This window comes from Halodesulfovibrio marinisediminis DSM 17456, assembly GCF_900129975.1.
GTDB lineage: Bacteria > Desulfobacterota > Desulfovibrionia > Desulfovibrionales > Desulfovibrionaceae > Halodesulfovibrio > Halodesulfovibrio marinisediminis.
The window spans coordinates 787,271-806,430 of sequence record NZ_FSRG01000004.1 but is presented as its reverse complement, the minus strand read 5'-3'; the positions used below and the strand labels follow the sequence as shown (position 1 = coordinate 806,430).

Annotated in this window: 21 protein-coding genes; 14 read left to right on the top strand and 7 right to left on the bottom strand. The window is 45.9% G+C overall.

Annotation, left to right across the window (positions count from 1 at the left end; genetic code table 11):
• Window positions 1–188: 188 nt before the first annotated feature.
• The 4 genes from proB to rplU all read right to left on the bottom strand — a co-directional run bounded on the left by proB (window position 189) and on the right by rplU (window position 3,252).
• Complete coding sequence (gene proB, locus BUR09_RS08095; RefSeq protein WP_074216424.1) at window positions 189–1,331, bottom strand: glutamate 5-kinase; 1,143 nt, start codon at window positions 1,329–1,331, stop codon at window positions 189–191.
• A 14-nt stretch (window positions 1,332–1,345) separates the two neighbouring features.
• Window positions 1,346–2,464, bottom strand: coding sequence for a GTPase ObgE (gene obgE, locus BUR09_RS08090; RefSeq protein WP_074216423.1), 1,119 nt, complete (start codon window positions 2,462–2,464; stop codon window positions 1,346–1,348).
• A gap of 181 nt (window positions 2,465–2,645) precedes the next feature.
• Complete coding sequence (gene rpmA / locus BUR09_RS08085; protein WP_066855440.1) at window positions 2,646–2,918, bottom strand: 50S ribosomal protein L27; 273 nt, start codon at window positions 2,916–2,918, stop codon at window positions 2,646–2,648.
• A gap of 25 nt (window positions 2,919–2,943) precedes the next feature.
• Window positions 2,944–3,252 carry a 50S ribosomal protein L21 gene (gene rplU / locus BUR09_RS08080; protein ID WP_074216422.1) on the bottom strand — a complete coding sequence of 103 codons (309 nt, stop codon included), beginning with the start codon at window positions 3,250–3,252 and terminating at the stop codon, window positions 2,944–2,946.
• Between the two features lie 1,828 nt (window positions 3,253–5,080).
• Here rplU and rfbA point away from each other — a divergent pair.
• The gene (gene rfbA / locus BUR09_RS08075) at window positions 5,081–5,947 is read left to right on the top strand and encodes a glucose-1-phosphate thymidylyltransferase RfbA (RefSeq protein WP_074216421.1); all 867 of its coding nucleotides are present in this window, start codon (window positions 5,081–5,083) and stop codon (window positions 5,945–5,947) included.
• Window positions 5,948–6,068: 121 nt separating this feature from the next.
• Here rfbA and BUR09_RS16700 read toward each other — a convergent pair whose 3' ends face one another.
• Complete coding sequence (locus BUR09_RS16700) at window positions 6,069–6,347, bottom strand: DUF2076 domain-containing protein (RefSeq protein ID WP_139296764.1); 279 nt, start codon at window positions 6,345–6,347, stop codon at window positions 6,069–6,071.
• Between the two features lie 49 nt (window positions 6,348–6,396).
• Between BUR09_RS16700 and rlmD the strand changes: the two genes are divergently transcribed.
• The 11 genes from rlmD to truA all read left to right on the top strand — a co-directional run bounded on the left by rlmD (window position 6,397) and on the right by truA (window position 14,444).
• The gene (gene rlmD, locus BUR09_RS08070) at window positions 6,397–7,797 is read left to right on the top strand and encodes a 23S rRNA (uracil(1939)-C(5))-methyltransferase RlmD (protein WP_074216420.1); all 1,401 of its coding nucleotides are present in this window, start codon (window positions 6,397–6,399) and stop codon (window positions 7,795–7,797) included.
• Between the two features lie 351 nt (window positions 7,798–8,148).
• Complete coding sequence (locus tag BUR09_RS08065) at window positions 8,149–8,424, top strand: AtpZ/AtpI family protein (protein WP_074216419.1); 276 nt, start codon at window positions 8,149–8,151, stop codon at window positions 8,422–8,424.
• Window positions 8,399–8,830 carry an ATP synthase subunit I gene (locus BUR09_RS08060; RefSeq protein ID WP_074216418.1) on the top strand — a complete coding sequence of 144 codons (432 nt, stop codon included), beginning with the start codon at window positions 8,399–8,401 and terminating at the stop codon, window positions 8,828–8,830. Before BUR09_RS08065 ends, BUR09_RS08060 begins: the two co-directional genes overlap by 26 nt.
• Window positions 8,831–8,833: 3 nt before the next feature.
• Window positions 8,834–9,535 carry a F0F1 ATP synthase subunit A gene (gene atpB / locus BUR09_RS08055; RefSeq protein ID WP_074216417.1) on the top strand — a complete coding sequence of 234 codons (702 nt, stop codon included), beginning with the start codon at window positions 8,834–8,836 and terminating at the stop codon, window positions 9,533–9,535.
• A gap of 77 nt (window positions 9,536–9,612) precedes the next feature.
• Complete coding sequence (locus BUR09_RS08050; RefSeq protein ID WP_074216416.1) at window positions 9,613–9,921, top strand: ATP synthase F0 subunit C; 309 nt, start codon at window positions 9,613–9,615, stop codon at window positions 9,919–9,921.
• Between the two features lie 92 nt (window positions 9,922–10,013).
• Window positions 10,014–10,658: a redox-sensing transcriptional repressor Rex gene (locus tag BUR09_RS08045; RefSeq protein WP_074216415.1), complete on the top strand. Its 645-nt coding sequence runs from the start codon at window positions 10,014–10,016 to the stop codon at window positions 10,656–10,658.
• 133 nt (window positions 10,659–10,791) lie between these two features.
• The gene (locus BUR09_RS08040) at window positions 10,792–11,730 is read left to right on the top strand and encodes an SAM hydrolase/SAM-dependent halogenase family protein (RefSeq protein WP_074216414.1); all 939 of its coding nucleotides are present in this window, start codon (window positions 10,792–10,794) and stop codon (window positions 11,728–11,730) included.
• A gap of 2 nt (window positions 11,731–11,732) precedes the next feature.
• Window positions 11,733–12,470 carry an adenosylcobinamide-GDP ribazoletransferase gene (locus BUR09_RS08035; RefSeq protein WP_074216413.1) on the top strand — a complete coding sequence of 246 codons (738 nt, stop codon included), beginning with the start codon at window positions 11,733–11,735 and terminating at the stop codon, window positions 12,468–12,470.
• 113 nt (window positions 12,471–12,583) lie between these two features.
• A complete protein-coding gene (gene fliJ / locus BUR09_RS08030) occupies window positions 12,584–13,018 on the top strand; it encodes a flagellar export protein FliJ (protein WP_074216412.1) in 435 nt (144 codons plus the stop codon).
• Complete coding sequence (locus BUR09_RS08025) at window positions 12,945–13,667, top strand: MotE family protein (protein ID WP_074216411.1); 723 nt, start codon at window positions 12,945–12,947, stop codon at window positions 13,665–13,667. The genes fliJ and BUR09_RS08025 overlap by 74 nt, the downstream gene beginning before the upstream one ends.
• Window positions 13,668–13,670: 3 nt before the next feature.
• Entirely contained in the window at window positions 13,671–14,444 is a 774-nt protein-coding gene (gene truA / locus BUR09_RS08020) for a tRNA pseudouridine(38-40) synthase TruA (protein ID WP_074216410.1), read from the top strand.
• 223 nt (window positions 14,445–14,667) lie between these two features.
• On the opposite strand, the gene fliM is transcribed toward truA, so the two are convergent.
• A complete protein-coding gene (gene fliM / locus BUR09_RS08015; RefSeq protein ID WP_074216409.1) occupies window positions 14,668–15,648 on the bottom strand; it encodes a flagellar motor switch protein FliM in 981 nt (326 codons plus the stop codon).
• A gap of 217 nt (window positions 15,649–15,865) precedes the next feature.
• On the bottom strand, window positions 15,866–16,318 hold the full coding sequence (locus BUR09_RS08010) for a hypothetical protein (protein ID WP_074216408.1): 453 nt from the start codon (window positions 16,316–16,318) through the stop codon (window positions 15,866–15,868).
• A gap of 170 nt (window positions 16,319–16,488) precedes the next feature.
• Between BUR09_RS08010 and BUR09_RS08005 the strand changes: the two genes are divergently transcribed.
• Both BUR09_RS08005 and BUR09_RS08000 read left to right on the top strand, forming a co-directional pair.
• Window positions 16,489–18,030, top strand: a complete 1,542-nt coding sequence (locus BUR09_RS08005; protein WP_074216407.1) for an ASKHA domain-containing protein — start codon at window positions 16,489–16,491, stop codon at window positions 18,028–18,030.
• On the top strand, window positions 18,027–19,154 hold the full coding sequence (locus tag BUR09_RS08000) for a small ribosomal subunit Rsm22 family protein (protein ID WP_074216406.1): 1,128 nt from the start codon (window positions 18,027–18,029) through the stop codon (window positions 19,152–19,154). The genes BUR09_RS08005 and BUR09_RS08000 overlap by 4 nt, the downstream gene beginning before the upstream one ends.
• The last annotated feature ends 6 nt before the right edge of the window (window positions 19,155–19,160 follow it).

Sequence of the window (19,160 nt, the reverse complement as noted above, 5' to 3'; positions counted from 1 at the left end):
GGGCTTCCCCTGCTCCCGTCCTAACATCCTATTAGGATTTATCAAAACTACAGACAACCATTTGTCAAACTAATCATCCCTGCCGGTTATCAGAAGTAAGGAAGCTGCGCCTCTCCTAAGCCGTGTCTGAATCTGTCAGTCAAAGGCAACAAAAAACCCTGCCACGTTCGCGGCAGGGCTTAACTTTTTTAAACAACGGCGTCCATGAGCAGGTTATCACGGTGAATAGCTTCCGTGTAACAACGAGCTCCCATTATATCCTCCAGTTCATCACTATGTTTGCGCATAACCTTTTTCAGGTCACCGGAGGCATAGTTTGTCAGTCCCATTCCTATGACTACATCATTTTCTGAAACAACGCGGACAAGGGCACCTTGACCGAACACTCCATCTACACGGACAATGCCTGCCGGAAGCAAGCTTTTACCGCGTTCAACAAGCGCTCTTTCAGCACCTGCATCGACGACAATAGAACCTTCCGGATCAGAATGATATGCAAGCCAGTACTTACGACTTGAAACTTTTTTTCTGTCAGGACGAACCCACGTACCCATTTTTTCACCGGAAAATGCACGGACAATTGCGTCCTTTTCCAAACCGGAAAGAATAAGAGTCGGTACGCCAAGCTGTGCAGCACGTCCTGCAGCAGTAAGCTTTGAAAGCATACCACCTGTACCCACGGTAGTTTTACCGCCGCACATTGCCACAAGATCAAGAGACTGAATATCTTCGACTACTTCGATAGGCTTCGCGTCAGGATCACCATCTGGGTTTGAAGTATACACACCCTTTGCAGAAGTCAGGTTGATGTATAAATCCGCGTTCACCACGTTTAAAAGCAAAGAAGCAAGGTTGTCGTTATCCGTAAATGCAAGCTCTGCCGTAGCAACAGTATCGTTTGCGTTTACGATCGGGATAGCACGCCACCCAAGCAGGGACGCAAAAGTGTTTCGTGCATTGAGCAAACGGTGACGATCTTTAAGGTCATCACGAGTTAGCAGTACCTGTGCAGACATTTTGCCGTTAGCGGTAAACTCTTCATTATAAAAATGCATGAGTCGTCCCTGACCAACAGCTGCGGCAGCCTGCTTATCCGGCACGCCTTTAATCTCACAACATGTTTTTAATACTGTTCTGCCCGCTGCAACTGCACCGGAGGAAACCAGAACTACCTGAGTTCCACGGTCATGCAACTGTGCAAGCTGATGTGTAAGATTTTTAATAACAGTAAGGTCTACCCCCAAACCGGAAGTAAGAACAGCGCTACCGACTTTAACAACAACACACTTAGCCTGGTTCAGAACCTGCTCGCGCTCCAGTTCCCAATCCATGATTCACCTGCTATTTATTCTTCAGTCACCCATACAACTTCTACATCAGAGAAGTCTTCATCATCGTCTTCTTCGTCCTCAAGTTCCCATGTTCGTGCGGTGTTAACCGGTGCACTCATGTCAAGAGTATCGCGAAGCTTCCACATCTCTTCTACAACTTCTTCTACACCAACGTCGTTGAGTGCAGACATGAAGTAGATGGTTCGTCCATCTTCAGTAGCTTTTTGCTTAAGATGCTCCACAATCTCCTCATCAGCAAGGTCAATTTTGTTAATAACCTGAATCTGAAGACGATCACCAAGCACTTCGTTAAACTTGCAGAGTTCTTCGTTAATAAGATCAAAGCCAGACCATGGATCTTCAAGGTCTACGTCTTCAATGCTAAGGATATGAACGAGAAAACGGGTTCGTTCAACGTGTTTAAGAAAACGATGGCCAAGTCCCTGACCTTCATGAGCACCCTCAATCAGCCCCGGAATATCGGCAATAACCATACGCTGGTCAGTATCATACTCGTTAATCATTACACCAAGGTTCGGCGTAAGGGTTGTAAATGCATAGTTTGCAATTTTAGGACGAGCTGCAGATACTTTAGAAATAAAGGTAGATTTACCAGCGTTTGGAAGACCAAGCAGGCCAGCATCAGCAAGAATTTTAAGCTCAAGGCGAACCTTGATTGACTCACCCTCTTCACCCGGCTGAGCAAAGCGTGGAGTACGCATTGTTGCTGATTTAAAAAATTCGTTACCGTGACCACCACGTCCACCGCGACAAAGGAGAATTTCCTGATCCGGTTCAGAAAGGTCAGCCACGAGTTCTTCTACACCATCTTCCCGAATAGCATAGAGAAGTGTACCAACAGGCAGATCAAGGATAAGGTCTTTACCCTTACGGCCAAACATCTGGCTACCACCACCAGAATGACCGCCTTCTGCCGCGTAGTTACGCTTTAAACGGAAGTCGTACAGAGAAAGCAGCTTGGAAGAACCGCGCACATACACGTTACCGCCGTCACCGCCGTCACCACCGTCAGGGCCGCCTTTCGGGATAAATTTTTCTCTGCGAAAAGATACGCAGCCGTTGCCGCCCTTGCCGGCACGAATATTGATGATTGCTTCATCTACAAAACGCATAATTAGTTGCCTTTCTTATGGTTAAATTTTTGCGAAATTGTATCGCATGTGCCCGCGTGCGTACAGGGTGAGATATTGTATAACGGGTACGGATTCATTGCCCGTAGCAAAACCGCTCTATACACAAAAAAAGGCGGAAGCGCATTGCGACTTCCGCCTGACAGGTCACTATAAAAGTGGATTACTCAGCAGCAAATGGAACAATGCTTACACGAGTTTTCACAGCTTTTTTGCGCATGTACTTTTCGTACTTAACTACGCCGTCAACCTTTGCGAACAGGGTAAAGTCTCTACCCATGCCTACGTTTTCACCAGGGAAAACTTTGGTGCCGAGCTGACGAACAAGGATGTTGCCAGCAAGAACATTCTGACCACCGTAGCATTTAACGCCACGTCGTTGGCCGTTTGAGTCGCGGCCGTTTCTGGAACTACCACCAGCTTTCTTATGTGCCATGATTTACACTCCTTTCAAAAATTTACTAGGCTTCGATGCCTTTGATTTTAAGAGCAGTGTATGCCTGACGGTGACCCTGCTTTTTACGGGAGTCGTGGCGACGACGTTTTTTGAAGATAATAACCTTCTTGCCGCGGCCATGCTCGAGCACTTCAGCGGTTACTTTAGCGCCTTCAACGTAAGGAGCGCCTACGGAAAGCTCAGAACCACCAACCAAAAGAACTTTATCGAGAACAATTTCGCTACCAGCTTCTGCTTCGAGCTTCTCAACAAAAATTTTTCCGCCTTCTTCAACACGGAACTGCTTACCGCCAGTTTCGACGATTGCGTACATAATATTTATCCTCCAAAGAAAGAAAGGTAGACTATACCTCTTTCCAAGGAAAGGGTGTCAACCTGGTTTGCTTTTTTTAAGAGCAATGTCAAAAGGGAAGCAATGCCCTATCATGCGGCTTCGCAATTGACAAGTATCTATTTACACTTTTTCCTCGCTTCGACCAATAAAAAAGCAGTGTCCTCCCTGTAGAATACACTGTCAGGGACACAGCGCGAAGGCCACACAATTTCCTATTTGAAAAGTATCATTGCCGCTAAGAAAATTTATAACTGACAGGAAGATACGGTTCTAGTAGTCACTAACTGAGTGTGTCTCATCTCGTGTCCGGAGAGAAGTACCGCACCAAGGCCCTCCCCCAAGGCTTTTCTCTCCGGACCCTGCAATAACTAAGGATTATTCCTTATTTCAATATTTAATAGCCCTGATTATATCAGGGCTATTTTTTTACCTACACTTTCATCCAAACAAAACATAATCAAAAAACTACCTCACACAACCAGTCACACCTCAAACACTCTTCCTTTTCCTTCCGCACTGCTTGTATCCACGTTACTCATTGTTACCTTGCAAGTGCAAAACTAACGAATGAAACCAACCAAGCGCTCACATTTTTTAACAATTTAAAATAGTAAAACAGAAAAAGCCCTCTCCCTAATGTAAGCGAGACTCCATGCCACACTTTTTTAGAACCTGTTACATCAAAACAAATCACGCCTCAAAAAAAATGACACATAAATAAACACTGCTCCCCACCCTCATTCTTTAAAAATGAGAACACAAAAATCTAGAAGCTATTCTCAGCAAGGCATTCAATTACTCTTGCATGTCCTTAAGCCAACACACTTCTCTAAGACTCATTCGTAGTTAGAAAAATAAAAAATTATCTCCCAGCATAAATTTTCATCTCCACCTTGGAGTAATACTTTTTTGCGCCCCCCCCAAAAAGCACGCAAACCAATAAGCCAGCCACTCACATTTATCAAACGGCACTATTAGAAATAATAATGACGCATTGCTTTTACAATGTGTCTCATTGATACACTCTTCAAGAAACCGCTTCCAAAACGTGAAACAATTCGTAACACAGTTTTCATTTTTCAAAACAAATATACGCTTTCTTTTCAGATAAATAGACAAAACCAAGCGATTCACAATGAAAATAGATGTTGTTTACCGCTTGCATCTTGAAAAAAATATCCGTATCTAACACTCACGTTATTGAGGTGAATCACTATTTGTTCCATACAGGCAAATAATGACCCAACGGCGGGCAGCTAACTCCACTTGGCTTCCTTCCCCGTTTCATCCCAATAATAAAAATTTGTGAGACCTGTGCTCTTAGTGGCCTTAGTATAAGATGAGATACGATAACAATTTTTTACTAGGCATATCCGTTTTTTCTCCACTTTACGGATAACCGCACACTAAAAACACCCGTCTAACATTTAAGCCCGCTTTCGTGGCAGAAAGCGGGCTCTTTTTTGTCTTTAAGATACCGTGCAGCAAATACAGTCTCTAATTCCAAGTCATTGTTCAACCCTACCGACCTCCAAAAAAAGACCTCATATGCTGCGCAACACCATGCTGCGTTACCAATCTCCACCTAAGCTTTTTTCATAGTTATTCAATCTAGTTTCATTTAAAGCATTTTTGTTCCACCTCCTGATCCCCCTCGCACTCTCAATACATCTAAACCAACTGTACAACACAAGCAGGGGACCTATATGACATGTAAGCTTTGGGTAAAATAAAATCTGTTGCGAATGCATGACGCAGCACGTAAAAACAATACCCAACCGATCACGACGAATAAGGAACAAATTTTATGAAAGGCATTATCCTCGCTGGCGGCTCCGGCACACGACTCTACCCGATAACACGTGGAGTCTGTAAACAACTGCTGCCAGTCTATGACAAGCCGATGATATATTATCCGCTTTCAACGCTTATGCTCGCAGGCATTCGCGAAATTTGTATCATCTCCACACCGGAAGACCTTCCACGTTTCAAGGGAATGTTCGGAGACGGGTCACAACTCGGTTTGAAACTTGAGTACATCGAGCAGCCGAAACCTGAAGGGCTGGCACAGGCGTTCATTCTTGCCGAAGAATTCATCGGCGACTCTCCTGTCAGCCTCATTCTTGGAGACAACCTTTTCTACAGCGATGGTCTTATTGAATTACTGGAACGTTGTGCATCCATCACACACGGCGGAGTCGTATTCGGGTACCACGTACAAGATCCGGAACGGTATGGCGTTGTGGAATTTGATGAAGACTTCAATGCATTAAGCGTTGAAGAAAAACCGGAAAATCCTCGTTCTTCCTACGCAGTCACCGGACTATACTTCTTTGACAACCGCGTTGTGGAATTTGCCAAAAATATTAAGCCGTCACCACGCGGCGAGCTTGAGATTACCGATATTGTAGATATATACCTGCAGGAAGGAAGTCTTAAGGTCGAGGTGCTTGGACGCGGCATGGCCTGGCTGGATACAGGAACATTTGACTCCATGCAGCAAGCATCCTCCTTTGTACAGACAGTGCAAAACAGACAGGGCTTGAAAATCGCCTGCATTGAAGAAGTGGCGTATAACAAAGGCTATATCAACAAAGAACAGTTACGTGCTCTGGCACAGCCGATGCTCAAAAACGATTACGGTCAATACCTGATGCGACTCGTCGAAGCATAGTACGCTTAAAAAGAAAAAAAGAAAAAGACCGTTACATGCTAACTATACGTAACGGTCTTTTTCTTTGTAGACATAGCCTTTCGGCCTGCACCGAAAGAACGGGTAGCCCGCAATCTAAATTCTAATGGTGGTCAAGATGTTCGCCTTTTTTCACGCGGTAAATCGCAGTAGAAAAAATGACCACAAAGTAAATGAAAATAAGGCCAACGCCCACGAAGCCCTGTGGGGTTGAGTGCATCATGCCTTCCAAAAGTTCACCTAACATAACTCCACTCCTTTTACTCGTTCCAATAACCCCTGCAACATCAAAAAAAGTAGTTGCGCTATTTAGTAAAAATGTCAAGATCAGTTTTGCAAATTCAGCAAAACTTTTCCCATTATCCCTTGCAGCGCAAGGCATAGTATTTCTCTAACCTTTTCCACCAGTTTTCACCTCACCGGATTTTTATATGACAACCAAAGATTCACAGTTCGCCAAGGGCGACATCCTTACCGTAACCATTGACGCCCTTGCTACCGGCGGCAAAGCTCTCACCCGCTTAGAAGGCATGGTTATCTTCATGGACAAAGGCATTCCCGGCCAGACTGTTGAAATAAAAATTACTAAAAAGAAAAAGCGGTTTGCAGAAGCTGTCCTCACCAAGGTGATCAGCGACGCGCCTGACCAAATTACCCCTCGCTGTAGTCATTTCGGTGTATGCGGCGGTTGCCAGTGGCAGAACATGGAATACAGTAAGCAGCTTGAATGGAAGAAACGTTTTGTTTCCGACAGCCTAAATCGCATCGCAGGTGCTCAAGATATCAAAATCAACGACCCGATTCCATCCCCTGAAACCTTCTTTTACCGCAATAAAATGGAATTTGCCTTTGGCGACAAACGCGGTGACAAAACAGTAGGTCTACGCCGATATGGAACCCATAACGTGGTCGACCTGCATGAATGCTACATGCAATCCGAACGCACCATGGAAATGGTTAACCTTGTGCGCGATTTTGTAAACGCAATTCCAGCGCTTACTTCATATGATGCAAACGCACGTCGTGGATACCTCCGCTTTCTCGTTATCCGTGAAACAAAACATACTAACCAGTGCATGGTGCAGATCATTACCGGCAAAGATACCACTAACGGCGACCAGCAACACCGCGCTATCCGCAAGCTCGGCCACATTCTTCAAGAGCAGATGAATGTAACCACCTTCATCCATTCACTGCGCACACACACTACACAAGTTGCGTACGGTGAAAAAACAATTGCTGTTCTGGGACAAAAAAGCCTTACCGAAGTACTTAATTTCGAAAACGGTATGCCTTCGCTATCCTTGACATCTCATGCTGACGGCTTCTTTCAAGTAAACACTGACGCCACAGCACGCCTTTACGGTACAGCTATTGAACTTGCTGAACTTACCGGTACTGAAAAAGTATGGGATCTCTACTGTGGCGTTGGAGGAATTGCCCTTGCTGCTGCACGAAATGCCGCCGACGTTTTTGGAATGGAAATCACTCCGCAGGCAATTGAGTCAGCGAATGAAAACGCCACAATCAATAATATCGACAACGTCCGTTTTGTAAGTGGTGATGTTCGTGGTGCACTTGATAACGAACCATCCAAGCCAGACGTCGTTTTTGTTGACCCACCTCGTTCAGGAATGAACCCAGAAGTTATTGAACTGATTATGGAACGCTCCCCGAAACGCATTATTTATGTTTCCTGCGATCCGGCAACTCAAGCTCGAGACATTGCCCTTTTAAGTAGTCAGTACACTGTAACAACTGTTCAGCCTGTTGATCTCTTTCCGCAGACAGCTCATATCGAGAACATTGTCCGCCTCGACCTTACAGACTAAAATACAAAAAAAGAGTGGAAGCATTTGCCTCCACTCTTTTTTTCTCCCCTGTTCCTGCCAGTCTTCTACGTGCTACACTAAAAAAATGTTAGAAACCTCCGGAACTGAAAACGGAGACACTCCACCCGCTTTCAGCAACCTCTTTCAAGCGCAAAAGCGTTGCGCCAGTTAGACTCACCGAGAAGCTGTTTGCATACTCAACCTGCTTGTTTTGTGTGAAAAAAAGAACAAAAAAGCAGCTTCATAAGTTGACGCAGAGTATTGTGCGTGATAACTCCAAACCAACTTGTGAACGATTGCACGAAGTGATCTAACTTATGCAGTGCTTTCGCATGCTAAGGGAAATCATTTATGGTCGTTAAGAAAAACAAGGGAGCTAATCCCGGAAAGTACTACGACACTATGGGGACAGTCGGTACGATTGGCCTACACATGGTGTCACACCCCGCAGTGGGGGCGGTGGCCGGCTACTTTCTGGATGATTGGTTAGGGACGAAACCATGGATGTTCATAGCCTTTCTGATTCTCGGTGTGATCGCCGGATTCAGAGCTGTGTATGTTGACACCAAAAAGGTAATGAGGAATCAGGAAAAAGAAGAAAATGATAGATTTCAGCGAAAAGATTGAAAAGCGTCTGTACTTCAAAGGATTCAGGCTGCCGGACATCCGCTCGATTCTTCGTATCCAGATTCAACTCTGCGGCATTACCATTATTGCAGCATTATGCACAGTCTGGTTTAGCATGTGGCCAATTACATTTGCAATTGGGGCAGTAATAGCCACGTTTAGTTTCTTTTCAGTCGCTAAGTTCATACAGCAAATCATCTTGCGTGAGTATGACCGAAGCATGCTGTGGGGAATGCTATTCAGATTTTATGGACGTCTTCTTATGGTCGGGGTGGCTGTCGCCATTTTGATCGTGAAGTTTCATGTTCCTATGATGGCACTTGTGTCCGGTTTGGCTACAAGTATGGTAACGATGCTCATCTGGATGATCTCCAGACAGAATGGGCGGAAAACCAAGGAGGCTTAGGATATGGCAAGCGGTTTGCCTCATCCGGTGCTGCTCGCGCCTCTCGCAGGCATGGACAGCATTACTATCAACGGGGAAGTAGTCAATTTTAGCCATGTGTTTTACACATGGATCGCCATGGCAATTCTATTTACTTTGGCCTTCCTTGTACGCGGACAAATTAAACTTGTCCCCGGAAAGTTACAAAACGTTTTCGAGGTCATTATTGGCGGTCTCGAAGATTTCGTAGTGAGTAACATCGGTGAAGACGGAAGAAAAATCTTCCACGTTCTTGCTGCCCTGTTCCTCTTTATTATTACAATGAACCTCATGGGCCTTATTCCGGGCTTCGACGCCCCAACTGCGAACGTTAACACGAACGCAGCAATGGCTCTGTTTACATTTGCATACTACAACTGGATCGGCCTCAAGCGTTGGGGCTTCGGTTACATCAAGCACTTCTGCGGCCCATTCTGGTGGCTGGCTCCGCTGATGTTACCACTTGAACTCATTTCTCACTGTGCTCGTCCACTTTCTCTGACACTCCGTCTTTTCGGTAACATCAGAGGTGAAGAAATTGTTCTGATCCTGTTCTTCCTGTTGGCACCTCTTGTAGGTACTATTCCGATCTACTTCTTGTTCGGTCTTGCTAAGTGTCTGCAGGCATTTATCTGGTTCATGCTCAGCATGATCTACCTCAAAGGCTCTCTCGAACACGCACATTAGTCCGCATGTTCCGGCCTTATTCCGGGGGAAATGGTCTTCGACCAACTAACATAAAATAATTTTAGGAGTGTTTCAAAATGCGTAAGTTTCTTATGATTGCTCTCAACACCGTTGCTCTGATCTCCATCGCAGCTGTAGCATTTGCATCCGACGGTGCTAACACCTACGGCGACCTCGTATACTTTGGCGCTGCTCTCGGCATGGCTATTGCTGCTGCTGGTTGTGGTATCGGTCAGGGGCTTGGTCTGAAAGCTGCTTGTGAAGGTACTGCACGTAACCCAGAAGCATCTAACAAAATTACCGTTGCTCTCATTCTTGGTCTGGCATTCGTAGAATCCCTTTCCATTTACGCTCTCGTTGTTAACCTTATGCTTCTCACTGCGTAAGTCTACAACTTGCCTATTTAGAGGAGGCCGTAGCTGCGGCCTCCTTTTTTCACCTTAACTTATGAGAATTATTTCACAAATTTGGAGCGTTCATGCCACAACAAAAAAGTGAACATATTCCAAGAGCGACCATTCAACGTCTGGCCGTATATGTTCAAGTGTTGGAAAACCTTCAGCGCGAAGGTACTGAAGTTATTTCTTCAGAGCCGCTTGCAAAAGCGTGCAATGTTAACGCTTCACAGATACGAAAAGACCTTGCTTACTTTGGCGAATTCGGTGTGCGTGGTGTTGGTTACTACGTAAAAAACCTTATTGCTTCTATCACCAGCGCTCTTGGTGTTGATAGGGAATGGAGAACCGTACTCGTTGGTGTAGGTAACCTTGGTAAAGCTCTTCTCAACCATAAAGAGTTCCGTCTCCGCGGTTTTAACATCGTTGGTGCATTTGATTGCGACCCGTTTAAGATCGGCGAAGAAGTATCAGGACTAGAAGTTGTTTGTACAAAGCGTTTGCGCGAGATGATAGGCGATAACGGCGCCGAAATCGGTATTATTACTACTCCTCCGGAGCGTGCCCAGCGTGCTGCTAACCACCTTGTGGAAGCAGGTATTAACGGTATTCTCAACTTTGCACCGTCCCGTATTACTGTTCCTGACCATGTATATGTTGAATACGTAGACTTTTTTCACCATTTGTACGCACTTTCTTTTAATATCACTCATCCACATTCTAAGTAGTACATTTGGAAATATATTAGTTATTGCGCTCAAATTATCGGTCGAAAATTTTTCTTTAGTTACCCCGTATACTATTGTGTACGGGGTAAAAGCGTTATGATGGATTCTGGCTTCTAGCTTCTGGAGGAAAAAAATGTCACTCAGCTTTTTTCTACTTACAGACTTTGGTAACACAGACCCATACGTTGCACAGATGAAAGGCGTGTTAAACACACTTGCTCCGCAGCATCAAGTTTTCGATATTACACACAACATTGCGCCATACAACATAGCTCAGGCAGGGTTCTTTCTCGATTCAACTATCGAGCACCTCCCGCCTTACTCTATTACAGTGTGCATTGTTGATCCGGGCGTAGGAACAACGCGTGATATTCTATGCATGGTTTTAGATAATAAAACCATTCTTGCTCCGGATAATGGCTGCCTCTCTTTCCTACATAACCGTTATCCGGCAGCTCCTGTGTACAGAATAATGCAACATAACCTGCCGCTGGACTACACAACCCACTCTTGTACATTCCATGGTAGAACCCTGTTCTCTCCATTAGCGGCAGACATTGCCTTACATATTGAACAAATGCCATCATATATGGAATGCATAATTCCTGCGCCGTTCAGTAAAAATTCAACGCGGGACTGCAGGGTGAAAATATTCCCGCCGCAACCAATGAAAACAGATTCCATTTTGACCCCCTACATGAAACGTCATGGTCACCTACTGACCGACTCTATAGTCATGCTGCCAGATTTTTTGGCCAAAGTGGACAATAACATTATTGAAACCCATGTGCTGCACATAGACTCCTTCGGCAATGTTGTCCTTGGGTTACCAAGCGAAACATGGCGTGAACAAATCGCAAACGGCGGCGAACTAACTCTGTATACCCAAACAAGTCGCCCACTCAAATTCATATCTGCCTACGCAGAGCTATCTGAAAATCAGATTGGCATAATCTGCGGGAGTCAAAGATACTTGGAAATTGCATGCAATATGTGCTCAGCAGCACAATTCATCAACCTCAAGCTAGGCGAACAAGTCAAAATAGGTCTCTCTGTTACGCCCGAGATGTAATAATGCTGACACAATACTGGTCTGAATATATGACGGCGCTCAGTTTTATGACGCGCCTCGGTTCTGCACGCATGTGCTCCAGCGAAGAAATCGCCGCAACCATGCGTCAATTTTATGCTGTCGGCCTCACAATCGGGGCTCTTATAACCTTTCCTTTTGCACTCGGTATTTTTTCCCAGCATCCTTGGATTCAGGCATGGTTATGGGTTTTCCTTTCTATATGGATTACACGAGCACTCCACTGGGATGGGTGGGCAGACATATGGGATGGATGGGGAAGCTGTGCCAGAGGAGAACGCTTCTGGCAAATCGTCAAAGACAGCAGAGTTGGTGCATTTGGCGCTATTGCTATGGTGATAGGCATTCTTGGCCAAACTCTACTTGCACACGAACTATTTTTGCTCGGTGAATGGCAGGTGCTTATCTTTGCGCCTGTTGCAGGCCGTGTTGCTTCTGTTATTATCGGTGGTCTAGGTGACGCACCAGAGGAATCCGTACAAGGACGTCTTTTTTTGCAAGGTGCAACGCGCGCTACCATACTCATTCAAACAGCCCTCGCGATTGTCACAGGATTCCTTCTCTGTGGCTTCTTACCTACCATATACACAGTTATCCTCAGCGCAGGCATGCTCTGGGCCTATCTCCGACTAGCCAGCATTCAAGGTGGTATCAACGGTGACTTTCTTGGTGCTACCATTATCGGTGGAGAACTCATCGCGATGCTGGCATACCTCATCTAATGCCTCTTTCTTCATGCACCGAAAACCTGATTCAGCAACTTCGGCACGGAACATGCTATAACTAGTATACAACTAGGTAACATGTCATTCAGTTGACACTACTAGGAAGGGTTATGGCACCATTCAAGTTCAAGTTACAGCAGGTGCTCGAATACAGGACACAGCTGGAAGACCAGGCCAAACTTGTTATGGCTGAAGTACAACGCAAGTACGAAAAACAGGTACAACGCGTTGACGGCTTACGAGAATCGTTTGCGGAGAACCAGGCACTCATGAGCTCTACTTCAGACCCTGCGCAGGCATGGATTATCCGCAATTTCCTGCAAGGTGTGCGTCAAGATATCAGCACAGCTGAACATCGTCTCCTGACACTCGCACAAGAACTACACTCTGCAAGGCAAGATTTGACTGAGAAATCTCAGGAAAAAAAGCTTCTGGAAAAACTTAAAGAAAACCAAGCAAAGCGGCACGCACATGAAGAAAAGACAAAAGAACAACAACAGCTCGACGAAACAGCAACACTTAGGTTCAAAGCTCAAGCTTTCTAAACTCTGTAAGCTTCTCGGATGCGCGATTCTGTTCAAGCTCATTCTCGTAGGGTCTATTGTTTTTGATACTGACACACAAATTACTTCTATCCTGCCGACAAGCTCTGAGAAAAATATAGAGACAGTGGCTGACAATACCTCTCTCACACTTGAGGAACGCTTTGCACATGTTAAAGAGAGCTTGCCAACACCATCAGCAACGCTTACTACCACCAAAGCGCATGCTGAAGAAAAAGAAGCGCCTAAAAAACCTGCTCCAGAGCCAAAGGTAGAAGATTCCATGACTCGCGACCTGCTTAAAAACAAGCAGGTTGAATTGAACAGACGCGAACAAGAACTCACTCGCCTTCAGGCAACCATCGACGGGAAGCTTGCTAAATTGCAGGCACTTGAAAAACGTCTCCAAGTCATGCTTAACAATGCAAAAGAGACGCAGGACAAAAAAATGAAGCACCTTGTAGACGTGTACTCCAACATGAAAGGGAAACAAGCTGCACAGGTTCTTGAAAGCCTCGATGAAGAAATTTCTGTAAAAATTCTGGCTGGCATGCGTGGACGTAAAGCAGGTGAAATCCTGACCTTTGTCAGACCGGACAAGGCTGCACGTCTTTCCGAGGCACTGACAAATATGCAGTTACCATTTGAGTAGAGAATGCCCCGTATAAAAATTACTGTCGCCTACATTGGTACCCGATACGTCGGGTGGCAAATTCAACCTCCCAAGGTTGAACACCCACAACCAACTATCCAAGGCGAAATTGAAAAAGTTTTGACCGCTGTCACCGGCACTCTAGTTAGAGTGCATGGCAGCGGTCGCACTGATTCCGGTGTACATGCAGATGCCCAAGTCGCGCACTTTGATTTGCCGGAAAAATGGGCACGGGTGAACTGGCAAAAAGTATTCACCACCAAACTCCCGCATGACATTGCTGTCACCAGTGTGGAAACAATAGATGACGAATTCCACTCCCGCTTCAGTTCAATAGGCAAAAGCTACACTTACACCTTGTGGCTTAATAATAAGTACGTGCTGCCTGCACGCTATCCGTTTGTATGGAAAACAGGTCCGCTGGATATTGCGGCCATGGAGACCGCAGCAGAGTCACTTACCGGAGAGCATGACTTTGCAAGCTTCCAAAACATTGGAACCGATATCACCCGCACAGTCCGCACAATGACCCGCATCTCCCATAACTGCCCTGATTATGCCCAACGTGAATCACTGCCGGATGAACTCGTGTGGACGTTTGAGGCCACAGGTTTTTTAAAGCAAATGGTGCGTAACCTCATGGGAACACTCGTAGCATGTGGCAGGCATAAAATTACACCGGAATCCGTACTTGATATTCTTGCCGCTAAAGATCGAACTGTAGCTCCTGCTACAGCTCCTGCATGTGGTCTCTGCATGCATAAAGTCTTTTATTAACCCAGGGTACATCCTTCAGCTGCGCACTTCCGCTGCCCACACTCCGATAACAAACCTATATTTTTATCAATAAACACAAGAGAAGGCCGGATTGCTCCGGCCTTCAGTTGAACACGCATAACCATTTGTCCAAGATACGCGCACCGTGCCCTCTGCACAGTATGGAATTACTGTACGGTTGTTGGTGCATTGTAGCTATTACATTTTTAATGATAATTACTAGCTACGTGTAGCTTGGCTCTTCTTCTTTTACAATCTGGAACGCCTTGTTTGATTTTACCGTACCGCTGATTCCATGGAACTTTTTGACGCCTTCGATTGTTGCTTCAAGCAAATCTTCGGTGTCCGTATCCAGCAGCAGGACATCTCCTACTTTAAGGCGAAGCAACTGGTTACCAGTTATTTTTGACTCCCCAAACCGGACTTTCATATCTACAGGAGTCTCAAGCAAACGTTCTTTCAGGCGGGAAACCCAAGCATGGTCAACTTCCAAACGTTCAGTCTGGAAACTTGCATGCAGCTTGGAGCGGATAGGTTCAATGGTCGCATAAGGCAGACACACAATTAATGAACCGATTGCGCTTTCCAGCTCCACCTCGAAGGTAATAACAACTACAACATCGCTTGGCGGCACAATTGCAGCAAACTGCGGGTTAATCTCAGAACGAACAAGCTCCAAGTTAACTTCATGCACAGGGCGCCAGCTTTCTTCCATGTTATCCAGCGCAATCTTTATAACGCGGTCAACAATCGCCTGTTCGATACGGGTAAATTCACGCCCTTCAATTTTTGGCTGACTTCCTGCCCCGCCAAAAAAGTTTTCCACCAAAGCAAAAACAAGGCGGGAATCTACAACGATAATGGCGTTACCGCGAAGCGGCTCCATTTTAAAAATATTGATGCTTGTCGGAACAGGCAAAGAACGCATGAAGTCCCCGAACTTCGTCATATCAATCGAAATCGGGTTCAGCTCCACTCGCTTACGCACTGCGTTGGAAAGTGCGTTTGTGCAAAGACGTGAAAAGCGATCATTTACAATCTCAAGAACCGGCATACGGCCGCGGATAATCCTGTCCTGGTTTGCCAGGTCAAATGCAACTATCCCAGTCTCATCTTCCGGAATATCCGTTTCACTTTCGATTTCGCCGCCAGATAGTCCACGCAGCAGAGCATCTACTTCATCTTGTGCTAAAATCTTATTCATACGTCCTGTATCTCCGAAAACCTGTACTCATGCGTTGTGCAGAGCACATAGCGAGTAATCAAGTAGGAATTTTTTGACACAACATGTGTCTGGGTAATTATTATGCACTATTAATGCCAATACCCTGTCTACTCTCACTGTAATGCATACCTAAAAGTATACAGAGCGTAGACACACAATTCCTCCTATTGACCATTCACACTAACACACTGGTTTGTTACGAATATTTTTCTCTCACCCTGTCCACATCATGCTGGCTTGCATATCCGAGCATGATAATTGTTTCTCCAACATCATATGGACAGGAAGTTGACCGACGGTAATTTTTTACCCGGTCAAGTTCACGCTCAGTGATTATTTTTTGACTTACCAGCTCTTGTTCGAAGTTTCCCTGCGCTCTGCTGGGGGTACTGGGATTTACATCCATTACCACCTCCTTCTGCGAGCTGGATTCAGCCCTTGCCATGCGCAGTTTATTAATCACAATTTTCTTCTCTTCACGCTTGGAGATGAGTGCTGCCTGTAATTCAGAAACTTCATTGTGCAGGGCACGGCGTGCCTGCTTCGAAGCGTTAATCTTATCGTGCATTCTGGTTGTTGCGAAAAAATTGCATCCCGCAACCAAACATACAAAAATAAGCCCACAGAATCCTAAGACCAAAAGATCCATTCCCACCTCTTTTCATAAACGTTAGGCTGAGGACGACAACACACCCATTATAGACTTTAGTGAAACTAGAGCAACGTACCTGCTTTCAATCATATTCTCAACCTTCAAGATTAAACGTAAGAATAGTCCTGCTTTCTTCCTGACATGTTTTATGGCATGGTCTCCCTACTATGCAGATTACCATCATTGATTACACCGGTCGGAAAAAGTCCCTTCATGTTCCTCAGGCAGAGCCTCGTACCTTGGCTCAGGTTATTTTTACCAGCGGACTTGTTCCTGCCCCTCCCCTCTGCTCAGGATTGGGTCAGTGCGGAAAATGCAGAGTACGCTTCGTGGAAAATGCGCCACTTCCTGTTGGACCTGACACTCTCATCTTTAAAGAACATGCCATTGACGCGGGCTGGCGACTGGCATGTAGACATGAACCGGAAGACGGAATGGTTATTGAAATACCGAAAAATTCCTATATCCGACATGTCGAAATCGCGGAATCCAGCAGCAAATCGTTACACCTTGCTATAGACTTGGGCACCACCAGTATGCACTGGACGCTGCTGGACGGAAAAAAACGCATCGCTTTCGGGTCTGAACCTAACCCTCAAATGGGTGCCGGATCAGAAATTATGTCCCGCCTCAGCTTTGCCACAACAGACTCCGGAAAAGAAATTCTACAAGACCTTGTTGTCAGCAGGATTACAGAACTCATTGGAGAGCTTACCGAAGATTCCTTTGGTTCTGTAGACTCTCTTGCCATTGCGGCAAACCCTGCCATGACTTATCTGCTTTTAGGGCTTGATACATCCGGACTTGCTACCGCCCCATACAAACTTACCTACAAGGGTGGAACAGTAGAAACAATCGCAGACTTACCACCTGCGTATATTGCGCCCCTGGCAGCGCCATTTGTAGGCGGAGATTTAACCGCCGGACTGACTTCAATATTACAGAAAAAACCGGAATACCCTTTTGTCCTTACTGACATGGGTACCAACGGAGAATTCATTCTTGCTCTCAGTCCGGACAACTACCTTGTAACCAGTGTTGCACTTGGGCCTGCACTGGAGGGCGTCGGTCTGCATTATGGTGCAACTGCAGCCAAGGGTATTGCTACATCGTACAAATTAACCCCTAATGGTCTTGTGCCGTCAGTTCTCGATGGAAAATATTCAGACGGGATCAGCGGGACAGGCTATCTTGCTCTGATCCATGCATTACGCAAAATCAATTTCATATCCAACGACGGCCTGTTTATTGAAAAGCAAACTCAGGGACTGGGTGCGCGGCTGGCAGAACGTCTGGAAATTCGTCACGGCATCCAGCACTTAGCGCTGCCTGACAGCATGTACCTTTCTGCAGAAGATATTGAAGAGTTCCTCAAGGTAAAGGCAGCATTTACTTTTGCACTTACCCGTATTCTGGAAACCGCAGAAATTTCTGCAGCACAGTTGAAAAAAATATATCTTGCCGGTGCCCTCGGAGAGCACGCAGCAGTGCAAGATCTCGAAGGATTAGGATTTATTCCGGCTGGAATGGGCTCCAGAGTGGAAGCTGTAAATAACACCTCCCTGAAGGGAGCTGAACTGATGCTTATTGACCCCACCCTACGCAGCATGGCAGAAAGCCTGACCGCAAACTGTGAAGCCGTTGATCTGACCGCAGACCCCGACTTCACGCAAACATTTATGCGCCACATGCGCTTTACATTTATATGAGCACAGTTCTTTCATTCCCGACAGCAAAAATCCGTAGTGTTTTAGACGGATACGATAAAGTTTTAAACAAAGCCATGCCTATCAAGGCGGCTCACAGACGCGACCTGCCATACGCTGTGGCAGATCTGTCACGTATGCTTACCAACGAACGTGGTGGTATGCGCGCCAACTATTGGGCTACCCCGCGTACCCTTTCTGCATACCTTCGCTTTTTCCTCCCATGGAACCTGTACAGACTTTCGTGGCTGCTGCCACAGCTGCACGTTCCACTGAAGAATGGCGATACCATTTTAGATTTAGGCTCCGGCCCGCTCACTTTTGTGCAGGCATTATGGCTAAGTCGTCCTGACCTACGTAACAAAGACCTTACGTTTATCTGTACAGACGTAGCCAAAAAGCCAATGGAACACGGTCGCCGTATCTTTGAGGTAATGGCTGGTGTTGAGCCAGGCAAAGGTCCTTGGAAAATCAAGCTACAACGCGATACTCTTGAAAAAAGCTTACGCAGCAACTACGGCAAAATGGCGTTAGTTGCCGGTGCAAATGTACTGAATGAGCTTTCTCCAAGTCGCGGACAAACTATGGAAGACCGCTTCGTTGAGCTTTCCTACAACATGGCTGCTGCATGTAAAGAAGACGGCTCTATTCTTTTTATTGAACCAGGCACACGCCTTGGCGGCAAAATTATCGGACTCACCCGTGAAGGTCTTCTCGAAGAAGGCTTCCTGCCGCAGGCTCCATGTCCTCATGAACTGGAATGTCCTATGCTTGAACGCGGCGCAACAAGCTGGTGTCACTTTAACATGACAGCTGACCATGCGCCGCTGTGGCTGCGTGATCTGACCCAGCGTGCTCGTATGAACCGCAAAAATGTCAGCCTGAGCTTCCTTCTGGCAAGCAAGGCAGCCCCTGAGTATACGGAAAACGTACGGGTACTTTCTGATCCAGTACTTATTCCGGGCAGAAAACAGAAGGCTCGCTACGCCTGTTCTCGTAAAGGAATTGCCTTACTGCATGAGGCTGAAAAGTTTGAAAGCGGTAGCCTTGTAGATGTTGAGTGGCAGGACAAACCACATCGAGATGCTAAATCCGGTGCTTTGGAAGTTTTTCCAAAACGTCGATAGCTAAAT

Coding starts and splice junctions, on each gene's coding strand:
- BUR09_RS08025 (WP_074216411.1), top strand. CDS start 12,945: ATGAAGAAAAGACAAAAGAACAACAACAGCTCGACGAAACAGCAACAC.
- truA (WP_074216410.1), top strand. CDS start 13,671: ATGCCCCGTATAAAAATTACTGTCGCCTACATTGGTACCCGATACGTC.
- BUR09_RS08035 (WP_074216413.1), top strand. CDS start 11,733: ATGCTGACACAATACTGGTCTGAATATATGACGGCGCTCAGTTTTATG.
- fliJ (WP_074216412.1), top strand. CDS start 12,584: ATGGCACCATTCAAGTTCAAGTTACAGCAGGTGCTCGAATACAGGACA.
- BUR09_RS08040 (WP_074216414.1), top strand. CDS start 10,792: ATGTCACTCAGCTTTTTTCTACTTACAGACTTTGGTAACACAGACCCA.
- rplU (WP_074216422.1), bottom strand. CDS start 3,252: ATGTACGCAATCGTCGAAACTGGCGGTAAGCAGTTCCGTGTTGAAGAA.
- proB (WP_074216424.1), bottom strand. CDS start 1,331: ATGGATTGGGAACTGGAGCGCGAGCAGGTTCTGAACCAGGCTAAGTGT.
- atpB (WP_074216417.1), top strand. CDS start 8,834: ATGGCAAGCGGTTTGCCTCATCCGGTGCTGCTCGCGCCTCTCGCAGGC.
- BUR09_RS08000 (WP_074216406.1), top strand. CDS start 18,027: ATGAGCACAGTTCTTTCATTCCCGACAGCAAAAATCCGTAGTGTTTTA.
- BUR09_RS08045 (WP_074216415.1), top strand. CDS start 10,014: ATGCCACAACAAAAAAGTGAACATATTCCAAGAGCGACCATTCAACGT.
- fliM (WP_074216409.1), bottom strand. CDS start 15,648: ATGAATAAGATTTTAGCACAAGATGAAGTAGATGCTCTGCTGCGTGGA.
- rpmA (WP_066855440.1), bottom strand. CDS start 2,918: ATGGCACATAAGAAAGCTGGTGGTAGTTCCAGAAACGGCCGCGACTCA.
- BUR09_RS16700 (WP_139296764.1), bottom strand. CDS start 6,347: ATGCCTTGCGCTGCAAGGGATAATGGGAAAAGTTTTGCTGAATTTGCA.
- BUR09_RS08005 (WP_074216407.1), top strand. CDS start 16,489: ATGCAGATTACCATCATTGATTACACCGGTCGGAAAAAGTCCCTTCAT.
- BUR09_RS08010 (WP_074216408.1), bottom strand. CDS start 16,318: ATGGATCTTTTGGTCTTAGGATTCTGTGGGCTTATTTTTGTATGTTTG.
- rlmD (WP_074216420.1), top strand. CDS start 6,397: ATGACAACCAAAGATTCACAGTTCGCCAAGGGCGACATCCTTACCGTA.
- BUR09_RS08050 (WP_074216416.1), top strand. CDS start 9,613: ATGCGTAAGTTTCTTATGATTGCTCTCAACACCGTTGCTCTGATCTCC.
- BUR09_RS08060 (WP_074216418.1), top strand. CDS start 8,399: ATGATAGATTTCAGCGAAAAGATTGAAAAGCGTCTGTACTTCAAAGGA.
- rfbA (WP_074216421.1), top strand. CDS start 5,081: ATGAAAGGCATTATCCTCGCTGGCGGCTCCGGCACACGACTCTACCCG.
- obgE (WP_074216423.1), bottom strand. CDS start 2,464: ATGCGTTTTGTAGATGAAGCAATCATCAATATTCGTGCCGGCAAGGGC.
- BUR09_RS08065 (WP_074216419.1), top strand. CDS start 8,149: ATGGTCGTTAAGAAAAACAAGGGAGCTAATCCCGGAAAGTACTACGAC.